General features: G+C 34.6%; 13 protein-coding genes and 1 pseudogene. 3 read left to right on the top strand and 11 right to left on the bottom strand.

The features are described from left to right. Window positions 1-112 (top strand): annotated as a pseudogene (locus tag ACP7AT_RS10260) (IS30 family transposase); the annotation flags it as partial. Window positions 113-419: 307 nt separating this feature from the next. Here ACP7AT_RS10260 and ACP7AT_RS10255 read toward each other — a convergent pair. Further along, a complete protein-coding gene (locus ACP7AT_RS10255; RefSeq protein ID WP_426064227.1) occupies window positions 420-1607 on the bottom strand; it encodes a pyridoxal phosphate-dependent aminotransferase in 1188 nt (395 codons plus the stop codon). Between the two features lie 93 nt (window positions 1608-1700). Continuing rightward, window positions 1701-2795: a fatty acid desaturase family protein gene (locus ACP7AT_RS10250; protein WP_426064226.1), complete on the bottom strand. Its 1095-nt coding sequence runs from the start codon at window positions 2793-2795 to the stop codon at window positions 1701-1703. 105 nt (window positions 2796-2900) lie between these two features. Between ACP7AT_RS10250 and rsmG the strand changes: the two genes are divergently transcribed. Continuing rightward, window positions 2901-3530, top strand: coding sequence for a 16S rRNA (guanine(527)-N(7))-methyltransferase RsmG (rsmG, locus tag ACP7AT_RS10245; protein ID WP_426064225.1), 630 nt, complete (start codon window positions 2901-2903; stop codon window positions 3528-3530). Between the two features lie 121 nt (window positions 3531-3651). On the opposite strand, the gene pruA is transcribed toward rsmG, so the two are convergent. From pruA to ACP7AT_RS10230, 3 genes are all read right to left on the bottom strand, one after another. Next, window positions 3652-5280: an L-glutamate gamma-semialdehyde dehydrogenase gene (gene pruA, locus ACP7AT_RS10240; RefSeq protein ID WP_426064224.1), complete on the bottom strand. Its 1629-nt coding sequence runs from the start codon at window positions 5278-5280 to the stop codon at window positions 3652-3654. A gap of 323 nt (window positions 5281-5603) precedes the next feature. Continuing rightward, on the bottom strand, window positions 5604-5990 hold the full coding sequence (gene apaG, locus ACP7AT_RS10235) for a Co2+/Mg2+ efflux protein ApaG (RefSeq protein WP_091202696.1): 387 nt from the start codon (window positions 5988-5990) through the stop codon (window positions 5604-5606). An 80-nt stretch (window positions 5991-6070) separates the two neighbouring features. Continuing rightward, the gene (locus ACP7AT_RS10230; protein WP_426064223.1) at window positions 6071-7336 is read right to left on the bottom strand and encodes a DUF5103 domain-containing protein; all 1266 of its coding nucleotides are present in this window, start codon (window positions 7334-7336) and stop codon (window positions 6071-6073) included. Window positions 7337-7503: 167 nt separating this feature from the next. On the opposite strand from ACP7AT_RS10230, the gene ACP7AT_RS10225 reads away from it, so the two are divergent. After that, complete coding sequence (locus ACP7AT_RS10225) at window positions 7504-10314, top strand: M16 family metallopeptidase (RefSeq protein ID WP_426064222.1); 2811 nt, start codon at window positions 7504-7506, stop codon at window positions 10312-10314. Between the two features lie 63 nt (window positions 10315-10377). Here ACP7AT_RS10225 and ACP7AT_RS10220 read toward each other — a convergent pair whose 3' ends face one another. From ACP7AT_RS10220 to ACP7AT_RS10195, 6 genes are all read right to left on the bottom strand, one after another. Then, on the bottom strand, window positions 10378-11211 hold the full coding sequence (locus ACP7AT_RS10220) for a class I SAM-dependent methyltransferase (protein WP_426064221.1): 834 nt from the start codon (window positions 11209-11211) through the stop codon (window positions 10378-10380). Window positions 11212-11302: 91 nt separating this feature from the next. Then, on the bottom strand, window positions 11303-11677 hold the full coding sequence (locus tag ACP7AT_RS10215) for a GxxExxY protein (protein WP_426064220.1): 375 nt from the start codon (window positions 11675-11677) through the stop codon (window positions 11303-11305). Between the two features lie 42 nt (window positions 11678-11719). Then, window positions 11720-12538 (bottom strand): type I methionyl aminopeptidase, encoded by an 819-nt coding sequence (gene map / locus ACP7AT_RS10210; protein WP_426064219.1) that lies wholly within the window; start codon window positions 12536-12538, stop codon window positions 11720-11722. A gap of 43 nt (window positions 12539-12581) precedes the next feature. Then, window positions 12582-13970 carry a TolC family protein gene (locus ACP7AT_RS10205; RefSeq protein ID WP_426064218.1) on the bottom strand — a complete coding sequence of 463 codons (1389 nt, stop codon included), beginning with the start codon at window positions 13968-13970 and terminating at the stop codon, window positions 12582-12584. Continuing rightward, complete coding sequence (locus ACP7AT_RS10200) at window positions 13970-15316, bottom strand: HlyD family secretion protein (protein ID WP_426064217.1); 1347 nt, start codon at window positions 15314-15316, stop codon at window positions 13970-13972. The genes ACP7AT_RS10205 and ACP7AT_RS10200 overlap by 1 nt, the downstream gene beginning before the upstream one ends. 2 nt (window positions 15317-15318) lie before the next feature. Then, window positions 15319-16980, bottom strand: a complete 1662-nt coding sequence (locus tag ACP7AT_RS10195; RefSeq protein WP_426064216.1) for a peptidase domain-containing ABC transporter — start codon at window positions 16978-16980, stop codon at window positions 15319-15321. Window positions 16981-16984 lie beyond the last annotated feature (4 nt).

Raw genomic sequence — 16984 nt, 5'->3', positions numbered from 1 at the left:
TCCAGAGAGAATTATAGAAATACAAGAGAAATTAAACAATAGACCAAGAAAAAGATTTAATTTTGAAACACCTAATTTTATGTTTAATCAAAAAGTTGCATTTATAACTTGAATCCTGCAATAAAAAACATAAAGCATCAGAAATTTCATTGTTTTCCTGGGTGTATTTAAAAGTGTTGGGACAGCCAGCAAGCAGCCTGTACTGGATTAGAATAAATAGAATTTTGGCAGGGTTTGCGTGAGGGAATGCAGCGGAAATCCTTTATATTTTTTCTTCAAAAATATAAAGATTGCAGCGAAAAGCCCGACCCTTGTGGTCACGCCCAAATACAACAAAACCCCAAGAAAATCTTGAGGCTTTGTTTGTATACTGGAAGTTGGATTTTTGACTTTCCAACTTTCAACTTTAAGACTTTTTACTATAGAGCCACTACTTCTTTTATTCGGCGTAAGGCTTCAATTAGCAATTCTTCGCTGGTTGCGTAAGAAAAACGGATACAGTCTGGGTTACCAAATGCGTCACCGGTTACGGTTGCTACATTAGCTTCGCCCAAAAGATACATAGAAAAATCATTGGCATCCTTGATAAACGTTCCTCTTAATGTTTTTCCGAAGAAAGAGGAAACGTCTGGGAATACATAAAAAGCACCTTCGGGAACGTTGATTTTTACTCCTGGAATATCTTTTAGCAATCCAACGACTAAATCTCTACGGCTATGGAAAGCGTCCACCATGTGTTTTAGAACACTTGGGTCAGCATCTACTGCGGTAATAGTAGCGCGTTGTGCAATACTATTGGCACCACTTGTTACTTGTCCTTGAATTTTTGTACACGCTTTGGCGATGAATTCTGGTGCGCCAATATATCCAATTCTCCATCCTGTCATAGCAAAAGCTTTGGCTACTCCATTTACGGTGATTGTTCGTTCTAACATTCCCGGGATGGATGCGATGCTGCAAAAAGTTCCAGAGAAATTAATGTGTTCGTAGATTTCGTCAGCGACAACATATACGTGTGGGTGTTTTTCCAACACTTTGGCAAGAGCCGTTAATTCTTCTCTGTTGTATACCGATCCGCTTGGGTTACAAGGTGAACTGAACCACATCATTTTTGTTTTTGGTGTGATCGCTGCTTCTAATTGTTCTGGTGTGATTTTGAAATCAGTGTCGACAGAAGTTGGAACTTCTACAGGAATCCCACCTGATAATTTTACAATTTCGAAATACGAAACCCAGTAAGGAGCCGGTAAAATTACTTCGTCACCATCGTTTAGCATTACTTGAGCTATGTTGTATAACGATTGTTTTGCTCCTGTTGATACTACAATTTGAGAGGGTTTGTACTCTAAATCATTGTCTCTTTTGAATTTTCTGCAAATGGCTTCTTTTAATTCTAAATATCCTTCTACCGGAGAATAAGTACTGTAATTTTCGTCAATCGCCTTTTTAGCCGCTTCTTTTATAAAATCAGGTGTATTAAAGTCCGGTTCTCCTAAGCTCAAACTAATGATGTCTTTTCCTTGTGATTTTAATTCTCTGGCTAAAGCAGCCATTGCTAATGTTTGAGAGGTAGATAAATTATTTATTCTATCGGATAATGGATTCATTTTAATAGGTTGTAGTTAGTTTTTTATTTAAGTAGAGATGCCTGCAAAGATGCACCGCAGTGCATCTTTACTAAACGTTGTGCTTTTTAATGATTATGTAAGTTCTGGCTTCATTCCCAACTCTTTCAAATGTTTGAAATGGGCAATAACAGCGCTTCGCATTGTTTTGTATTCGTAATACGGCAAGTTGCATTCTTGAGCGGTTTCTTTTACGATACTGGCAATTTTACCATAATGTACGTGACTGATATTTGGGAAAATATGGTGCTCAATTTGGTGATTCAATCCGCCGGTGTACCAGTTTACGATTTTGTTTTTTGGAGCAAAATTAGTGGTAGTAAACAATTGGTGAATGGCCCAAGTATTGTCCATTTCGCCTAATTCATTTGGAGATGGATTTGTAGTTTCTTCAACAACGTGCGCTAACTGGAACACAACACTTAGAATTAATCCGGCAGTGTAATGCATAACAAAAAAACCGATAAGAACTTTCCACCACGTAATTCCAATAACGATTGGTAACACGATCCAGATAGAAACGTAAATTATTTTAGTGATGATTAGAGTCGTCCAAAGTGTTTTTGGGCTTTTTGCTTCTCCGTAAGATAATTTTCTTTTCAAGTAGCTTCTCATCTGTTTAAAGTCAGTTGTGATAGCCCAATTGAACGTTAACAATCCGTATAAGAATACCGAATAATATTGCTGAAAACGGTGAAAGTTATACCATTTGGCATCTTTTGTAAAACGAATCACACGTCCGGCATCTAAATCCTCATCATGACCCGGAATGTTTGTATAAGTATGATGTAAAACATTATGTTGCACTTGCCAGTTGTATACATTTCCTGCCAAAACATAAATAGTTCCACCCATGAATTTGTTGACCCAAGTTTTATTAGAATAGGAGCCATGATTTCCATCATGCATCACATTCATTCCTACTCCTGCCATTCCAATTCCCATAACTATTGTCAACAGAAGATGTGCCCAAAATGGCATGCCAAGTGTTAGAATTAAAAAGTAAGGCGCCAGGAAAACCGAAAAGAGAATCATAGTTTTTACATATAGTTTCCAGTTGCCTGTTTTTTGTATGTTGTTTTCTTTAAAGTAGTTGTTAACCCGTGAGTTAAGTGTTCTAAAGAACTTTAAGCTATCTTGCTTAGCAAATGTTGGAGCATTATTATTCATATGTATTTAATAAAGTTCAAAGGTAATTATTATAAATTTTTGGATATACAAATTTGACATAAATATTTTAACTCTAAAGTATTACTTTTGTTAAAAAATTAATAGATGGACGAGATTCTTAAGTATTTTCCTAATTTAACTGATATTCAGAAAGAACAGTTCGAAAAACTGAATTTTTTATACCACGATTGGAATGAAAAAATCAATGTTATTTCGAGAAAAGATATTGATGCCTTGTACATCAAACATATTTTGCATTCATTGGGAATAGCCAAAATAATAAACTTTGAACCCGGAACGTATATTCTGGATGTAGGCACTGGTGGAGGATTTCCTGGAATTCCATTGGCGATTCTTTTTCCGGAAACCCGTTTTTATTTGATTGATGTTATTGCCAAAAAGATAAAAGTGGTCCAGGCTGTTGCCGAAGGATTGGAATTGAAAAATGTAAAAGCGGAGCAAATGCGTGCTGAAAATGTAAAAGGAGATTTCGATTTTATCGTGAGTCGCGCCGTGACGAATATGCCGGATTTTGTTTCTTGGGTGAAAACCAAAATCAAAAAGAACAATAAACACGAATTGAAAAACGGAATTCTTTATTTAAAAGGAGGCGATTTAACCGAAGAATTGAAAGATTTTCCAAAAGCTACTGAATACAATTTAGCTGATTTCTTTGAAGATGAATTCTTTGAAACAAAGAAAGTGGTGCATGTGCCGTTGAAGTTTACGAGTTAAGTTATTACTTCGTTCCTCACAATGACAGTAATAAAACAAAACCGAGAGAAATTCAAATCAATTAAACTTCTCTCGGTTTTTTACATATCTAAATGAGGTTGCTTAGTTCCTCGCAATGACTTTACTCTCCTAAAAACGCGTATCTGTAATCTTCTGGAGTGATAAAAGTTTCTTTGATCGTTCTTGGCGAAGCCCAACGCAATAAATTCAATGCTGAACCTGCTTTATCATTCGTTCCAGATGCTCTTGCACCACCAAAAGGTTGCATTCCTACAACGGCTCCGGTTGGTTTATCATTGATATAGAAGTTCCCGGCTGCATTTTGCAATTTGGTAGTTGCCTGCTCAATTGCATAACGGTCTTGACTGAAAACAGCACCTGTTAGCGCGTATTCTGAAGTTGTGTCAACTATTTCCAAAGTTTCTTCCCATTTGTTGTCTTCGTAAACGAAAATTGTCATTACAGGTCCAAATAATTCGGTTTCCATAGTCGTGTAATGAGGATTGGTAGTTACAATTATAGTTGGTTCAATAAAATAACCAACAGATTTGTCGTAATTTCCTCCAACTATTATTTCAGCATCAGCATCTTTTTTAGCTTGGTCAATAAAGCTGACCAATTTGTCAAAAGATCCTTCATGAATCACTGCAGTAATATAATTACCAAAATCTTCCGGAGAACCCATTTTCATGGATTTGGTGTCGGTGATCAGTTGTTCTTTAATTGCTGGCCACAAACTTCTAGGAACGTAAGACCTTGAAGCTGCTGAACATTTTTGACCTTGAAATTCAAATGCACCGCGAACAATTCCTGTTGCCACTTGTTTTGGATTTGAACTTGAGTGCGCAATGATAAAGTCTTTTCCCCCAGTTTCTCCTACAATTCTTGGGTAGGTTTTGTAATGATGAATATTAGTCCCAATTTTTGCCCAAATATCTTTGAATACATGAGTTGAACCTGTAAAGTGAATTCCTGCGAAATCACGGCTTGCCAAAACAGTGTCGGTAATCATCAAAGCATCTCCAAAAACAACGTTGATAACACCATCAGGAACACCAGCTTCTTTAAATACTTCAATAATGATTTGTGCAGAGAAAACTTGGCTGTCGCTTGGTTTCCAGATCACAACATTACCCATCATTGCAGCACTTGCGGGAAGATTTCCGGCAATGGCAGTAAAGTTGAATGGAGTAATCGCGTATACAAAACCTTCAAGAGGTCTGTATTCTAAGCGGTTCCACATATCTGAATTTGAACTAGGCTGATCACCGTAAATTTGCGTCATGAATTCTACATTGAAGCGTAAGAAATCAATAAACTCACAAGAAGCATCAATTTCTGCCTGATGTATGTTTTTAGATTGTGCAATCATAGTTGCAGCATTTATTCTCGCTCTGTAAGGACCAGCAATAAGTTCAGCTGCTTTCAGGAAAATAGCTGCTCTTTGTTCCCAAGCCATATTTGCCCACGCTGTTTTAGCTTCTAATGCGTTTGCAATTGCTTGCTCAACATGTACTTTTTCGGCTAAATGATAGGTTCCTACGACGTGTTTGTGATCGTGAGGAGCAGTCATATTTTTTGTGTTTCCAGTTCTAATTTCTTCGCTTCCAATATATAATGGCACGTCGATTTTAGAATTCCACATTTTTGTGTAAGCTGCTTGTACAGCTGCTTTTTCTGGTGAATTTGGTGCATAACCTTTTACTGGTTCGTTTACCGCTTTTGGTACATGAAAAAATCCTTTTAACATATTTGTAAAATTATAAAATTAGAAATCCTTGTAATGTCTTTTTTAATAAGTCACAAAAGTACGAAGGATTGTTTGAAAAAAGACATTTTTTGCTGTAAACTAAAAGTAACAACTTTTGATTATTGTGTATTAAGTCAGATAGAAATGGTAAAATTGATGCGGTCTCTTTGTATTTTTTCTTGTGAAATAAGAGCGATTTTAGGAGCTTTTGTTTTACTTATAAAAAAATAAAAGGATGACGAAGACTTTTAATTAATTGCTTCCTCTATTGGTACTTTCAATTACGGGTGCTAAATGATCTACTAAAAAAATAAAAATGAATTTTAATTCAAGGCAAAAGGAGCGCATAATCTGAAAGTAGGAACTATTACTTTGAAATTTTTTGTGGAGGTAAAATTGATCATGTTGAAATACCCTTTCATTGCGCCATACGGTGAAGAAAGTAAACAGCCAGAACTGTATGTATGCAATTCACCAGGTTTCAAAACTGGTTTTTTTCCAATTACACCTTCGCCATCAACAATTTCGATTTCATTTAAAGAATCAAAAATTTCCCAATGGCGGGAAATCAACTGAACAGAATCCTTACTGTGATTTTCGATTGTGATTACGTAACTAAAGGCAAAATGGATCTTGTAGTTTTTGAAGTAAGTACCCTCAAAACTAGTCAATACCGAAATTTTTATACCTCTTGTTATTTGAGAAACCATGTTAAATGGATGAATATGTGATTATTATTGACAAATTTACAAAAAAATGGTATCTTTTTGTTAAAAGTCAAAAAAGTTTTTTAGTTAATTATATTTACGGAACTCGCCATTCCTTTGCCCACAACTCTGTCGTATCGGTCAATGTTTTCTCTATAATAAACTAGAATGGTATACTCATTTTCTGTTTGGTAGAAATTGCCGTCTATTGCATTTTCCTGATCAATGACTCCTTGGTCATCAGCGACCGTGTATTGAAAATTTGTAAATCCTTGTTTAATTAAAATGGCTTTCTCATAAATTCCCTTTTTAGAATTGTAATCCATTTTAAATTCAGGACTTAAGTTGTAATTATTGAACATTCCAGTGACATAAATGTTTTTGTTCAATCGGAAACTGGGTGCCGAAAGGCTGAAATATACCCAGGCATAATCCGCTTCGATTTCGCTCTTCGTTACATTTAAATTATTGATAACAAAACCGCCATTTACATCTTGAGTGAATGAGTAAGGCTGGTTTGCTCTTGCATCACTGGTAAACAGAAATGACCCATAAATGGGCGTATTAGAATCGATTCGGGCTACATTGTTGCTTGCGGATCGTATGTCTTTGTTTTCAAAAAATAGAAATTCGTTTCCCGCCCAAAACTGAGTTTCGCTATCGTATTTGTAAATTAAATCATTGCCAATGGTGTATTGAGGCGCAATGTTTTTTAGAGCTGTTTTCCATTGCCCGTTTTGAAGCGCAAGCACTTTGACGTTTCGCAGCGGATTTTGGAACGTAATTGTATTCGATTTGATACTGAAATCCAAATTTTGTTTTGCTTCAATATTGCTTATTGTTCGCGCTCTTTTCACCTGAATGGGAACCGTAACCAAATCTTCATAGATAATAAATTTTCTGGAAAACACTACTTCTTTGTTTTCGTCCAATACTTTAATCATGTAATTTCCGCTGATCTTTAATTGTTGCGTAAACTGATTTGGAATCGCTAATTTGTAATGCGAGTAGATTTGCAAAGTGTTGAATGAATTGGTGTAATCCTGAATTCTTTGATTGTCAAAACCTTCCAGGTATTCATTTTTAGGGATTGCGGTTGGGTTCCAGTTGTAATCGCAATGAATTATTTCGTAATAATAATTGGCTTCATTGCCAAAAAGATCATCAAATTCTAATTGAAATCCTTCTCCTAATTTTAAAAATGGAATTATATTTTGGTTATTCTGAATAAAAGAAATAGTCTTGATGTGGTACGGAGGGGCGATTTCTTTTTCTGCTTGCGCAAAAGAAAAACAGGAAAAAAATACACTGAGAATAAGAAAAGCTATTTTGAGAAAAGGTTTCGTCATTGTCTAGAACTTATGATTGGGTAAATATAACAATTACCTTTTGTTTTTGGTAAATGATGTGTTTTTAGGTCACTATTTTTTTTGTGCGTAATATCTGTTAATTTTATCTTAATCCAAGTTATTTTTAATTGCTAACTAGCTAGTTTTACTTTAAATAAACAAACCTTATGAAAAAAATCAACAAATTAGTATTTGGCGTTTTGCTTTTTCCATTAGCGGCTTTTGCCCAACAAATGGATTATTCAAAAGCCATTCCTTTTGATCCGAGCGTGAAGACTGGAAAATTGGAAAATGGATTAACCTATTACATCAAGAAAAATGCCAAACCGGAAAACAAAGTAGATTTGCGCTTAGTCGTCAATGCGGGATCTATTTTAGAAACTGATGACCAACAAGGATTAGCGCATTTTATGGAGCACATGTGTTTTAATGGAACCAAGCGCTTTCCAAAAAACCAATTGGTTGATTATTTACAGAGTATCGGTGTAAAGTTTGGACAACATTTAAATGCCTACACCAGTTTTGATGAAACAGTTTATTTTTTACCAATTCCATCAGACAATCCTGAAAAATTGGAAAAAGGATTTCAAATTATTGAAGATTGGGCTTTTAATACGGTTTTGACTTCAGAAGAAATTGATAAAGAAAGAGGAGTTGTTCTGGAAGAATATAGGTTAGGTTTAGGAGCCGGAAAAAGAATGCAGGCACGTTATATTTCTAAAATGATGCATGAATCTCATTATGCGGAGCGTTTGCCAATTGGTCAAAGAGAAATTTTAGAAAAATTCAAACACCAGTCGTTAATTAATTTTTACAAGGATTGGTACCGTCCAAATTTGATGAGCGTAATTGTCGTAGGTGATATTGATGTTGCTGCCATGGAGCAGAAGATTATTTCTCATTTTTCAGGGTATAAAAATCCAGCTAATGAAAAACCTAGAAAATTTTATGACGTTCCTAATCATAAGGAAACTTTTATAGCTGTTGAAAGTGATAAAGAAGCGTCAAGCGCTCAAGTACAATTGATGTACAAAGATTACGGCGCTCCAAAACCAGTAGTGAATGTTGGTGATTTTAAGAATTATATTGTTGAGGGATTATTCTCAACGTTGTTAAATACTCGATTGGGTGAATTGACTAACTCAGCGACACCGCCATTTACTTATGGATATTCGTATTACGGAGGAACTTTTGCCCGAAATAAAAAAGCATATCAATCTTTGGCGATGTCTCAGGAAGATAAACAATTAAGCGCTTTAAAAGTGTTGGTGACTGAAAATGAAAGAGCTAAGAAATTTGGATTTACTCAAGGAGAATTAGATCGTTCTAAATCAGAATTTCTTGCTGCTATTGAAAAAGCGTACAATGACAGAGATAAAACCAACTCCGTGAATTTTGTTGGAGAATACCAATCTAATTTTTTGGAAAAAGAGCCCGTTCCCGGAATCGAATGGACGTATCAAACGATGAAACAATTGATGCCTTTGATTGATTTGAAGGATGTAAACAATTTGATTAAGGATTATGTTAAAGAGGATAACCGCGTTGTTATTCTGACTGGTCCTGAAAAAGAAGGCTTGAAAAAAGTTACAGAACAACAAGTTTTAGAGGTTTTGAAAATCAATACAGATGATATTAAGCCTTATGAAGATGCTGTTGTTGCTACAAGTTTATTAAGAAATGAAGTTAAAAATGGTACTATTGTTAAGCGTGAAAGCAATGCTAAAATTGGAACAAAGACTTTAATTTTATCCAATGGTGTAAAAGTAGTTTACAAAAATACAGATTTTAAGAATGATGAGGTTCTTTTTGAGGCAGTGAGTCTTGGAGGATCTAATTTATATTCTAATGAAGATATGAAAAAAGTTCAATTTGCAAATGGAGCTTTGGCAGAAGCCGGATTCTCCGGATTAAAATTGAATGATATCAATAAATTTATGACGGGTAAAATAGCGAGAGTAAATCCATATATAGGGGGAACTACTGAGGGTTTAAGAGGGAATGCTACTCCTAAGGATTTAGAATATCTGTTCCAAATGACGTATGCTTATTTCACGGATTTGAACTATGATCCTGAAGCTTTTGAAGGCTTTAAACAAAAACAGTCTAGTTTCTTTAAGAATATGGCTTCGCAACCACTAAACTATTTTCAGCAAGAGTTTTATACGTATTTAAACAAAGAAAATCCAAGATTCAACGGAGTTATGCCCACTGATAAATCATGGGCAGAAACAGATTACAAGTTAGCCTACAATAAATACAAAGAACGTTTTGCTAATGCTTCTGATTTTGAGTTTTATTTCGTTGGAAATATTGATGATAAAATTATGGAAGCGTATTCTATCAAATATTTAGCGTCTTTACCAGCCACTGATAAAAAAGAGAAAGCAGTTGATTTAGGTTACCGAATGTTAAAAGGAGACTTGAAAAAAGTAGTCAACAAGGGAGCAGATCCTAAAAGTACCGTGACGATTATGTATTATGGAGATGCAACTTATTCAACTAAAGATGCCATGACAATGCAGGCACTTGGCGAAGTATTGACCATAAAATTGATTGAACAATTGCGTGAAAACGAAAGTGGAGTATATGGCGTGTCCGCAAGAGGAAGTTTGAATAAAATTCCAAATGGTTCATATAGTTTCAATATTGGTTTTCCATGTGGACCGGATAATGCTGAAAAATTAACAGCCTCCGCTTTAAAAGAACTTCAAAACATCATCGATAATGGACCGGATGAAAAAGATGTGGCAAAATTCAAAGAAGGGGAACTGGCTGATTTCAGAAAAGACAGCAAAGAAAACAGATACTGGTTGTCTAACTTTACAAGATCTTACATCAATGGAAATAGTCCTGAAGAGGTTTTGAAATTTGAGGAAGCTGTAAATGCAGTTAATGCAAAAGATATTCAGAACATTGCCAAAAAATATCTTACCAAAGATAAAGTAATTGGAATGTTGATGCCAGAAAAAAAATAAACCAATTTAGTTATAAACTAAAAACCTGCTAAAATTAACTTTAGCAGGTTTTTTTATGGTGAATTACTTAAAACAAATCGGGATAATTTCCCCTTCGGCCAAGCAATATTTTTCTACTAATTCGGGTGCAATTTTATCAGTGTAATCTTCTTCAATTACTTTGAAACCGATACTTCGTAATTTATCAAAATAATCACGGCCATAAATCCGAACGTGATCGTATTGACCAAAGATTTTAGCACGTTCTTTTTGATCCGTAATGGTGTCATCAGCAAAAGTTGTTGCTCTGGACAAATCCTGTGGAATTTGTAAAATTGCCATTCCACCGGGCTTCAAAACGCGATACAATTCCTGCATGGCTTTTGTGTCATCCGGAATGTGTTCTAAAACATGGTTACAAAGAATAACATCATATTGATTATCCTCAAAAGGCAAATTACAAATGTCCGCTTTCACATCTGCTAACGGTGAAAATAAATCGGTTGTCGTGTAATCGAGATTTTTTTGGTTTCGAAACAATTTATAAAACGCTTGTTCCGGTGCAAAATGCAAAACTTTTAATGCTGAATTTGTTTCAGCATCTCGTAATTTGATTCTTTTAGTATTGGTAAAAGAAGAATCTGAAACATGTTCAGATTTAAAAAAATCAGTTTCTTTATTTAGATACAACCACAGTAAGCGGTGTCTTTCCAGAGAGAGTGTACTTGGCGAAAGCACATTATTTCGCTGTGTTCCGTAACCGTATGGCAAAAACATTTTGAAACTTTTACCGTCAATAGGATCAGTGAATGTTGTTCCTTTTAAGGCAAATGCAAGAACTGGTCGCGCTACATAACTTAAACGAATAAGTATTGGCCGCGGAATGGTATTGAGTATAAGTTTAAAGAGTTTTTTCACAGTCAATTGATATATTTAAACACGAATTTCACTAATTTTCACAAATAAATCAGTTGTGAAAAATATGAATTTTATTAATTTTAGATTGTTATTAAAGAATTATTCTTTGATATTTGAGGCTGTCTTCACCAAAATTAACTAATAATCCTAGTTTGTTTTGGGAAGCTGCCAGATAATTTAAAGTTTGTTTTATTTCACCACTAGTTAAACTTTGAATTGCTTTTATTTCTAAAATAATTTCATTAAAAGCGACAAAATCTGCAAAATAATAACTTGGTAAAATGGTGTCTTTGTACGCTATATTATATTTGGATTCTCTGTTGTAAGGAATTTCATTTTTCTTTAATTCATATTCTAAAGCATCTCCATATACATTCTCGTTATGACCTTTGCCAAGAATTTTGTGAACTTCCATACACAATCCTATAATTTTGTATGTTTCTTCTTTTAAATAAAATTCCGCCATTTTTTTGAAAATTTAATCTGTGTAAATCTGTGGAATCTGTGTTTAAATTATAAAAGGTTTTTGTCTAAACTCATCTTCTTCAGTACTCACAATTCCCAACGCTTTATAAACATAAGCAAACGTGGATAAAATTTCCGGTTTTCCATCGATAATAGCAACGTCATGTTCAAAATGGGCACTTGGTTTTCCGTCAGCAGTCGTGATTGTCCAGCCGTCCTTGTGTTGCTTGATGTTTCGGGTTCCCATATTAATCATTGGTTCAATCGCGACAACCATTCCTTCTACAAAAAGTTTTCCTCTGCCTTTTTTGCCATAATTAGGCATTTCAGGATCTTCATGCATTTTTTGGCCCAAGCCGTGACCCACTAATTCACGAACCACACCATAACCATGCGATTCGGTATATTTTTGAATTGCGTTTCCAACATCTTCTACGCGGTTTCCTAATTTGAATTCGCGGATGCCAACGTACAAGCTATCTTTGGTTACCTGCAATAATTTTTTAGTTTCAGGAGAGACTTCACCTATCTCGAAAGAATACGCGTGATCGCCGTGATATCCATTTTTGTATGCGCCACAATCTACTGAAATTACATCACCACTTTTTAAAGGTGTGTTGTTCGGAATCCCATGAACTACTTGCGCATTTGGACTCATGCATAGTGAATTTGGGAAACCATATAATCCAAGAAAACTTGGTTCAGCTCCATGATCACGAATGAATGTTTCGGCTAATTTGTCCAGATATAACGTTGTGACTCCTTCTTTGATTTCAGAAGCAATCATTCCTAATGTTTTGGATACGATCAATGCACTTTCGCGCATTAATTCTATTTCTTCTCGTGATTTTACAATAATCATAATTTCGAATTTTCAGTTTGCAAAAGTACAATTTTATAATTATTTAATCCGGATTGGCCATTATTTTAAAAAGCTCTGAATTTGAAATGTAAAAGCGGTTTTCCAAAGCAATCTTCGAAAGTTGCGCAATTACTAAATTATTCTCACGGGTATTTATTAAAAACAGTGAACTTTCACCAAAAGAAAATAATCTTTCTTCTGAATTTAACATCGTGCGATTATCCTGAACCAAACTTTTTATGAGCTCTTTTTGTCTTAACAAGGATTCAATTTCCATTTTTTGGGCATTGATTTTATTGGTCAACTGTACTTTTTCTAAGTCCAATGTAAATTCGGTTTCCTGTACTTTGTATTTCGCCAATTTCAAACTTCCGCGTTCTTTTCGAAGAAACAAAGGAAAATAAAAATCCAATCCGATTTTATAATCCTCAAATTGATAATTATCAAGATAGCTGGGTTCTGAAATATAGGAGTAACCCACATCAATTTTAGGTAAAAGCATGTTGGCCTTGAGTTTTCTCTCTACATTTAGCATGTCAATCTTGCTTTGCAACGCATTTATTTTTGGATGATTGGTGATGGAGAAATCCGTATTCAGTAAATCATTCGTTTTTAAACTTTCCTGAATCGTGAATTCCAATTGAATTTCGGGAATTAATTCATCGGATAATTCAAGGGGAATGTTGTTTTCCAACCAAAGAAAATTAGCGAGTTCTAATTTGGCTTTAGCCAATTTAAGCTTTGAATCTTCTAAATTTAATATGCGGTTTTTTACAATAATTCCCGCTTCAACACTGTCTATCGCAGGTTTGTCTCCTTGTTTAATTAACGATTGAATTCCTTTCAATCTTATTAGTGCATTTTTGTTATATTCCTCATATAATTGCACTTCATTGAAGTTTTTCTTCCAATTAAAATATGCTAACGAAGCATCATACAACACTACAATAGCCTGCAATTTTCGTTCTGCCTGACTCAACTGAATTTGCATTTTTGCTTTTCGTACATCCGCCATCCTCTGATTGATAAATAAACCTTGTCCAAGCGGAACAGTTACACCCAGCGAAGTTAAGCCTTGATTGGGAAGCGTATTTTGGGGATTCAAATACACACCTTCACTATTATCAAAGCCCGCTTTAATCTCGATTCCATACCAAGTTGGAATTTTGAAACTGCTGTTCAAAATAGAATAATATTCGGTGTCTTTAAATTGTTTTTTGCTGAAATCGACTTCAATTTTTGGATCAAACCCACCGCGAGCCATCATCAAATTAGCTTGTGCTTTATTGATTTCTAAGTTGGCATTCTTCACCAGTGGATGGTATTTTTTTACATAACCCAAAAACTCGGTATAAGTGAATTCTTGTGAGTTGATATCTTGAGCTGATGCAACAAACCCGAAAAATAAAAACGCTAAAAATAGGTGTTTCATTATTTCTTTTCTTTTGTGGTTTTGGTCGTTGGTTTGTAATAATTAGGAGGGAATCCGTTCAATGTTCTCCAAATTTCAAACCAAACAGGTACATTATGCAGCAAGGCAATAGTTTGCGCTCCTGCTCCTATACTTAATTGTTTCGGCCATTTATCTTCGTTTTTATCGGGAGCAATTAATACCCGGTATTTGCCATTTTCACTGATGAAGTTTTCAATAGCAACAATTTCACCTCCAAAGGTTCCATAAGACATGTTTGGCCATCCTGAAAATACAATGGTGGGCCATCCATCAAACCAAACCCGTACTTTTTCGCCCTTGCTTAGCAGTGGCAGATCTATTGGGTTTACAAAAGTTTCAACGGCTATGTCATATTGTGAAGGCATTATGGTTGCAATTGGCGTTCCTTCTTTGATAGTTTCTCCTAAACCAGATTGTAAAGCCCTATTAATATATCCATTTTGCGATGCTTTGATGTAGTACATGCCGTTTCGAATGCTGTAATTGGCATATTGATTTTCGAGTTTATTTACCTGTGCATCAGTATCGTACTGACTGCTGAGTGCTGTAAATTTGTCACTATTGGCCTTAGAAACTTTCTCAGCATATTCCGCGCTTAGTCTGTTTATTTCAACTTTCGCATTTATAAGCTCATTTTTACTGGTTAAATATTTATTTTCCTGCGTGATAATTTTAGCTTCCACTTCTTGTAATTTCAGCCTTTTTTCTTCAATATCAGTCAGTGGTTTTAACCCTTCTTTATTCAGCTGCACGGAGCGATTGTATTGCGTATTGGCTATTTTTAATTGGGTTTTCACGGCTACCAAATCCATGCTGTCACTTTCAATTTTTAAGCGAGATTGCTTGATTTTATTTTGTGCTTGTTCCTGTTTCAAGACTTTTTCTCTTTCAATGGCTTCTATTTGACCTGAAAGTGTAGTTACTTTTGAGCTATATGATTGTAATGATTGTTTCTTGGCATCTATTTGATTTTTTGTATTTTGAATTAAATTTGGATCCATGTAATCTTCTTTTATCTCTGAAAGGAATACTATTGTATCGCCTTTCTTGACAAAATCACCTTCTTGAACATACCATTTTTCTAAGCGTCCAGAAATCACACTTTGAATAGATTGCGGTCTTTGGTCTGGTTTTAATGTAGTGACGCTTCCGGATCCTGAAATGTTTTGTGTCCAAGGCAGAAACAATGCTGTTACAGCTATAATTGATACAACTGCGATAATTTTATTTAAAATTTTATAATGGGGCCTGTTTGTCAAGTTTTTTACCGTAGCAAAACGATCTAATGGCTGCAGTTTTGTTCTATTATCAGATATGTTTAGCATGACTAATTATTTTTTAAATCCAGTTGAATAGCTCCATTTTGCATGGTGATAATGCGATTGCATTTGGTTTTCCAATATGGATTTTTTGAGGAAACGATTATCGTCCAGTTGTTTTTATCGGAAGTAAGGAAATCAATAATTTCATTAGCAACTTTAATGTCCATCATGTCCGTTGGGTCTTCATAAAAAAGCACTTTTGGTTTGTGTAATATACTTCTGGCCAGAAGTACTTTTTCAGCGTCAGAAGAAGTTAATTGTTTACCTTCTGGAAAAATGTGAGTATCGAGACCCTTTGAGAGTGTTTTAACAAAGCTGGAAAGTTGGACGCCCTCAATAGCCCACTTTAGATTTTCATTGCTTACGGAGTTGCTATTAAAGGTAATGTTTTCTAATAGTGTTCCTTCAAATGGTGTTTCACCGTGTATAACACCGCCAATTTGTGAACGATATTGTTTCAAGTTAATTTTTCTAAAGGTATCGTCATTTATGTAAAAAGTACCGGATGTAGGTTGTAATAAACCGGATAATATTCGTATTAGCGTTGTTTTTCCAGAACCATTTGGTCCCTCAATTGCTATCTTTTCTCCTTGTTCAATTTTTAAAGACAAATTACTCAATATTTCTTTGTTTGAATGGGGAAATTTAAAGGTAAGATTTTCTATTTCCAATGAAATATTAGCGTAACAAATATCACTGTCGAACGCTGTTTCTTCATCTAATTCGAGATCAGTTACTTGTCCTATTTTTTCGATAGAAGTTAGGACGTCATAAAATGTTTCCAGTCCAACAATTATTTTTTCGACTGAATTGATGACCAATAAAATAATAATTTCTGCTGCTACAAATTGTCCTATGTTCATTTGCTGTGATAGGACCAAAAAACCACCAATAGATAATAAACTCCCGGTAATCAATATTTTAAAAATAATTAACTGGCTGAATTGCCTTTTGATTACGTTAAAATGTTTTTCTCGATAATTTAAGTAATCACTTACTATATCATTGTTTTTTTGCAAGCCAAAATTGTAGTGAAGATCATTTTTAAAACTGTAATTATTTCGAGCTAATTCTTGTAGCCAACCCGCAACTTTATATTTGAATTTTGATTCTTTTAAGCTAGTTTCCAGTCCTGATCTATAGGAAAATTTGAATATAAAATACAAAAGGAAAAACAGTAAAACACCAAATACAATAAAGTAAGGGTGGTACAATGATAGTAAAATTACTCCAAAAACAATTTGTAACAACGCCGCTGAAAAATCAGTTAATAGTTTAGAAGTTCCTTTTTGAATGGTCATCGTGTCAAAAAAGCGGTTGGCTAATTCTGGCGGATACGAATTGTACAATTGATCCATTTTTATTTTTGGCAATCGGGCCGCAAATTCAAATGAGGAACGGACGAATATTTTTTGTTGCAAATTTTCGGTAATTCTTAGTTGCATTAAAGATAAAATCCCAACTAATGCCACACCAAAAATTACTAAAATAATTAAAACTATCCAGGAAGCACTTACTCTTCCGGATTGAATAAAGTTGGTGATTGCCTGAATTCCCAACGGCAAAGACAAGCTTATTAATCCTGCAAAAATTGCGTAAAAAAATATTTGATAGACATCTTTTCTATCTAATGCAAGTAGTTTATAAAAACGATTTAAAGGAGTCATAATA

It is taken from the genome of Flavobacterium sp. DSP2-3-1 (genome assembly GCF_049896865.1).
In the GTDB taxonomy this organism is placed as follows: Bacteria; Bacteroidota; Bacteroidia; order Flavobacteriales; family Flavobacteriaceae; genus Flavobacterium.
The sequence above is the reverse complement of the archived record's forward strand: the minus strand, read 5'-3'. Positions and strand labels throughout refer to the sequence as shown.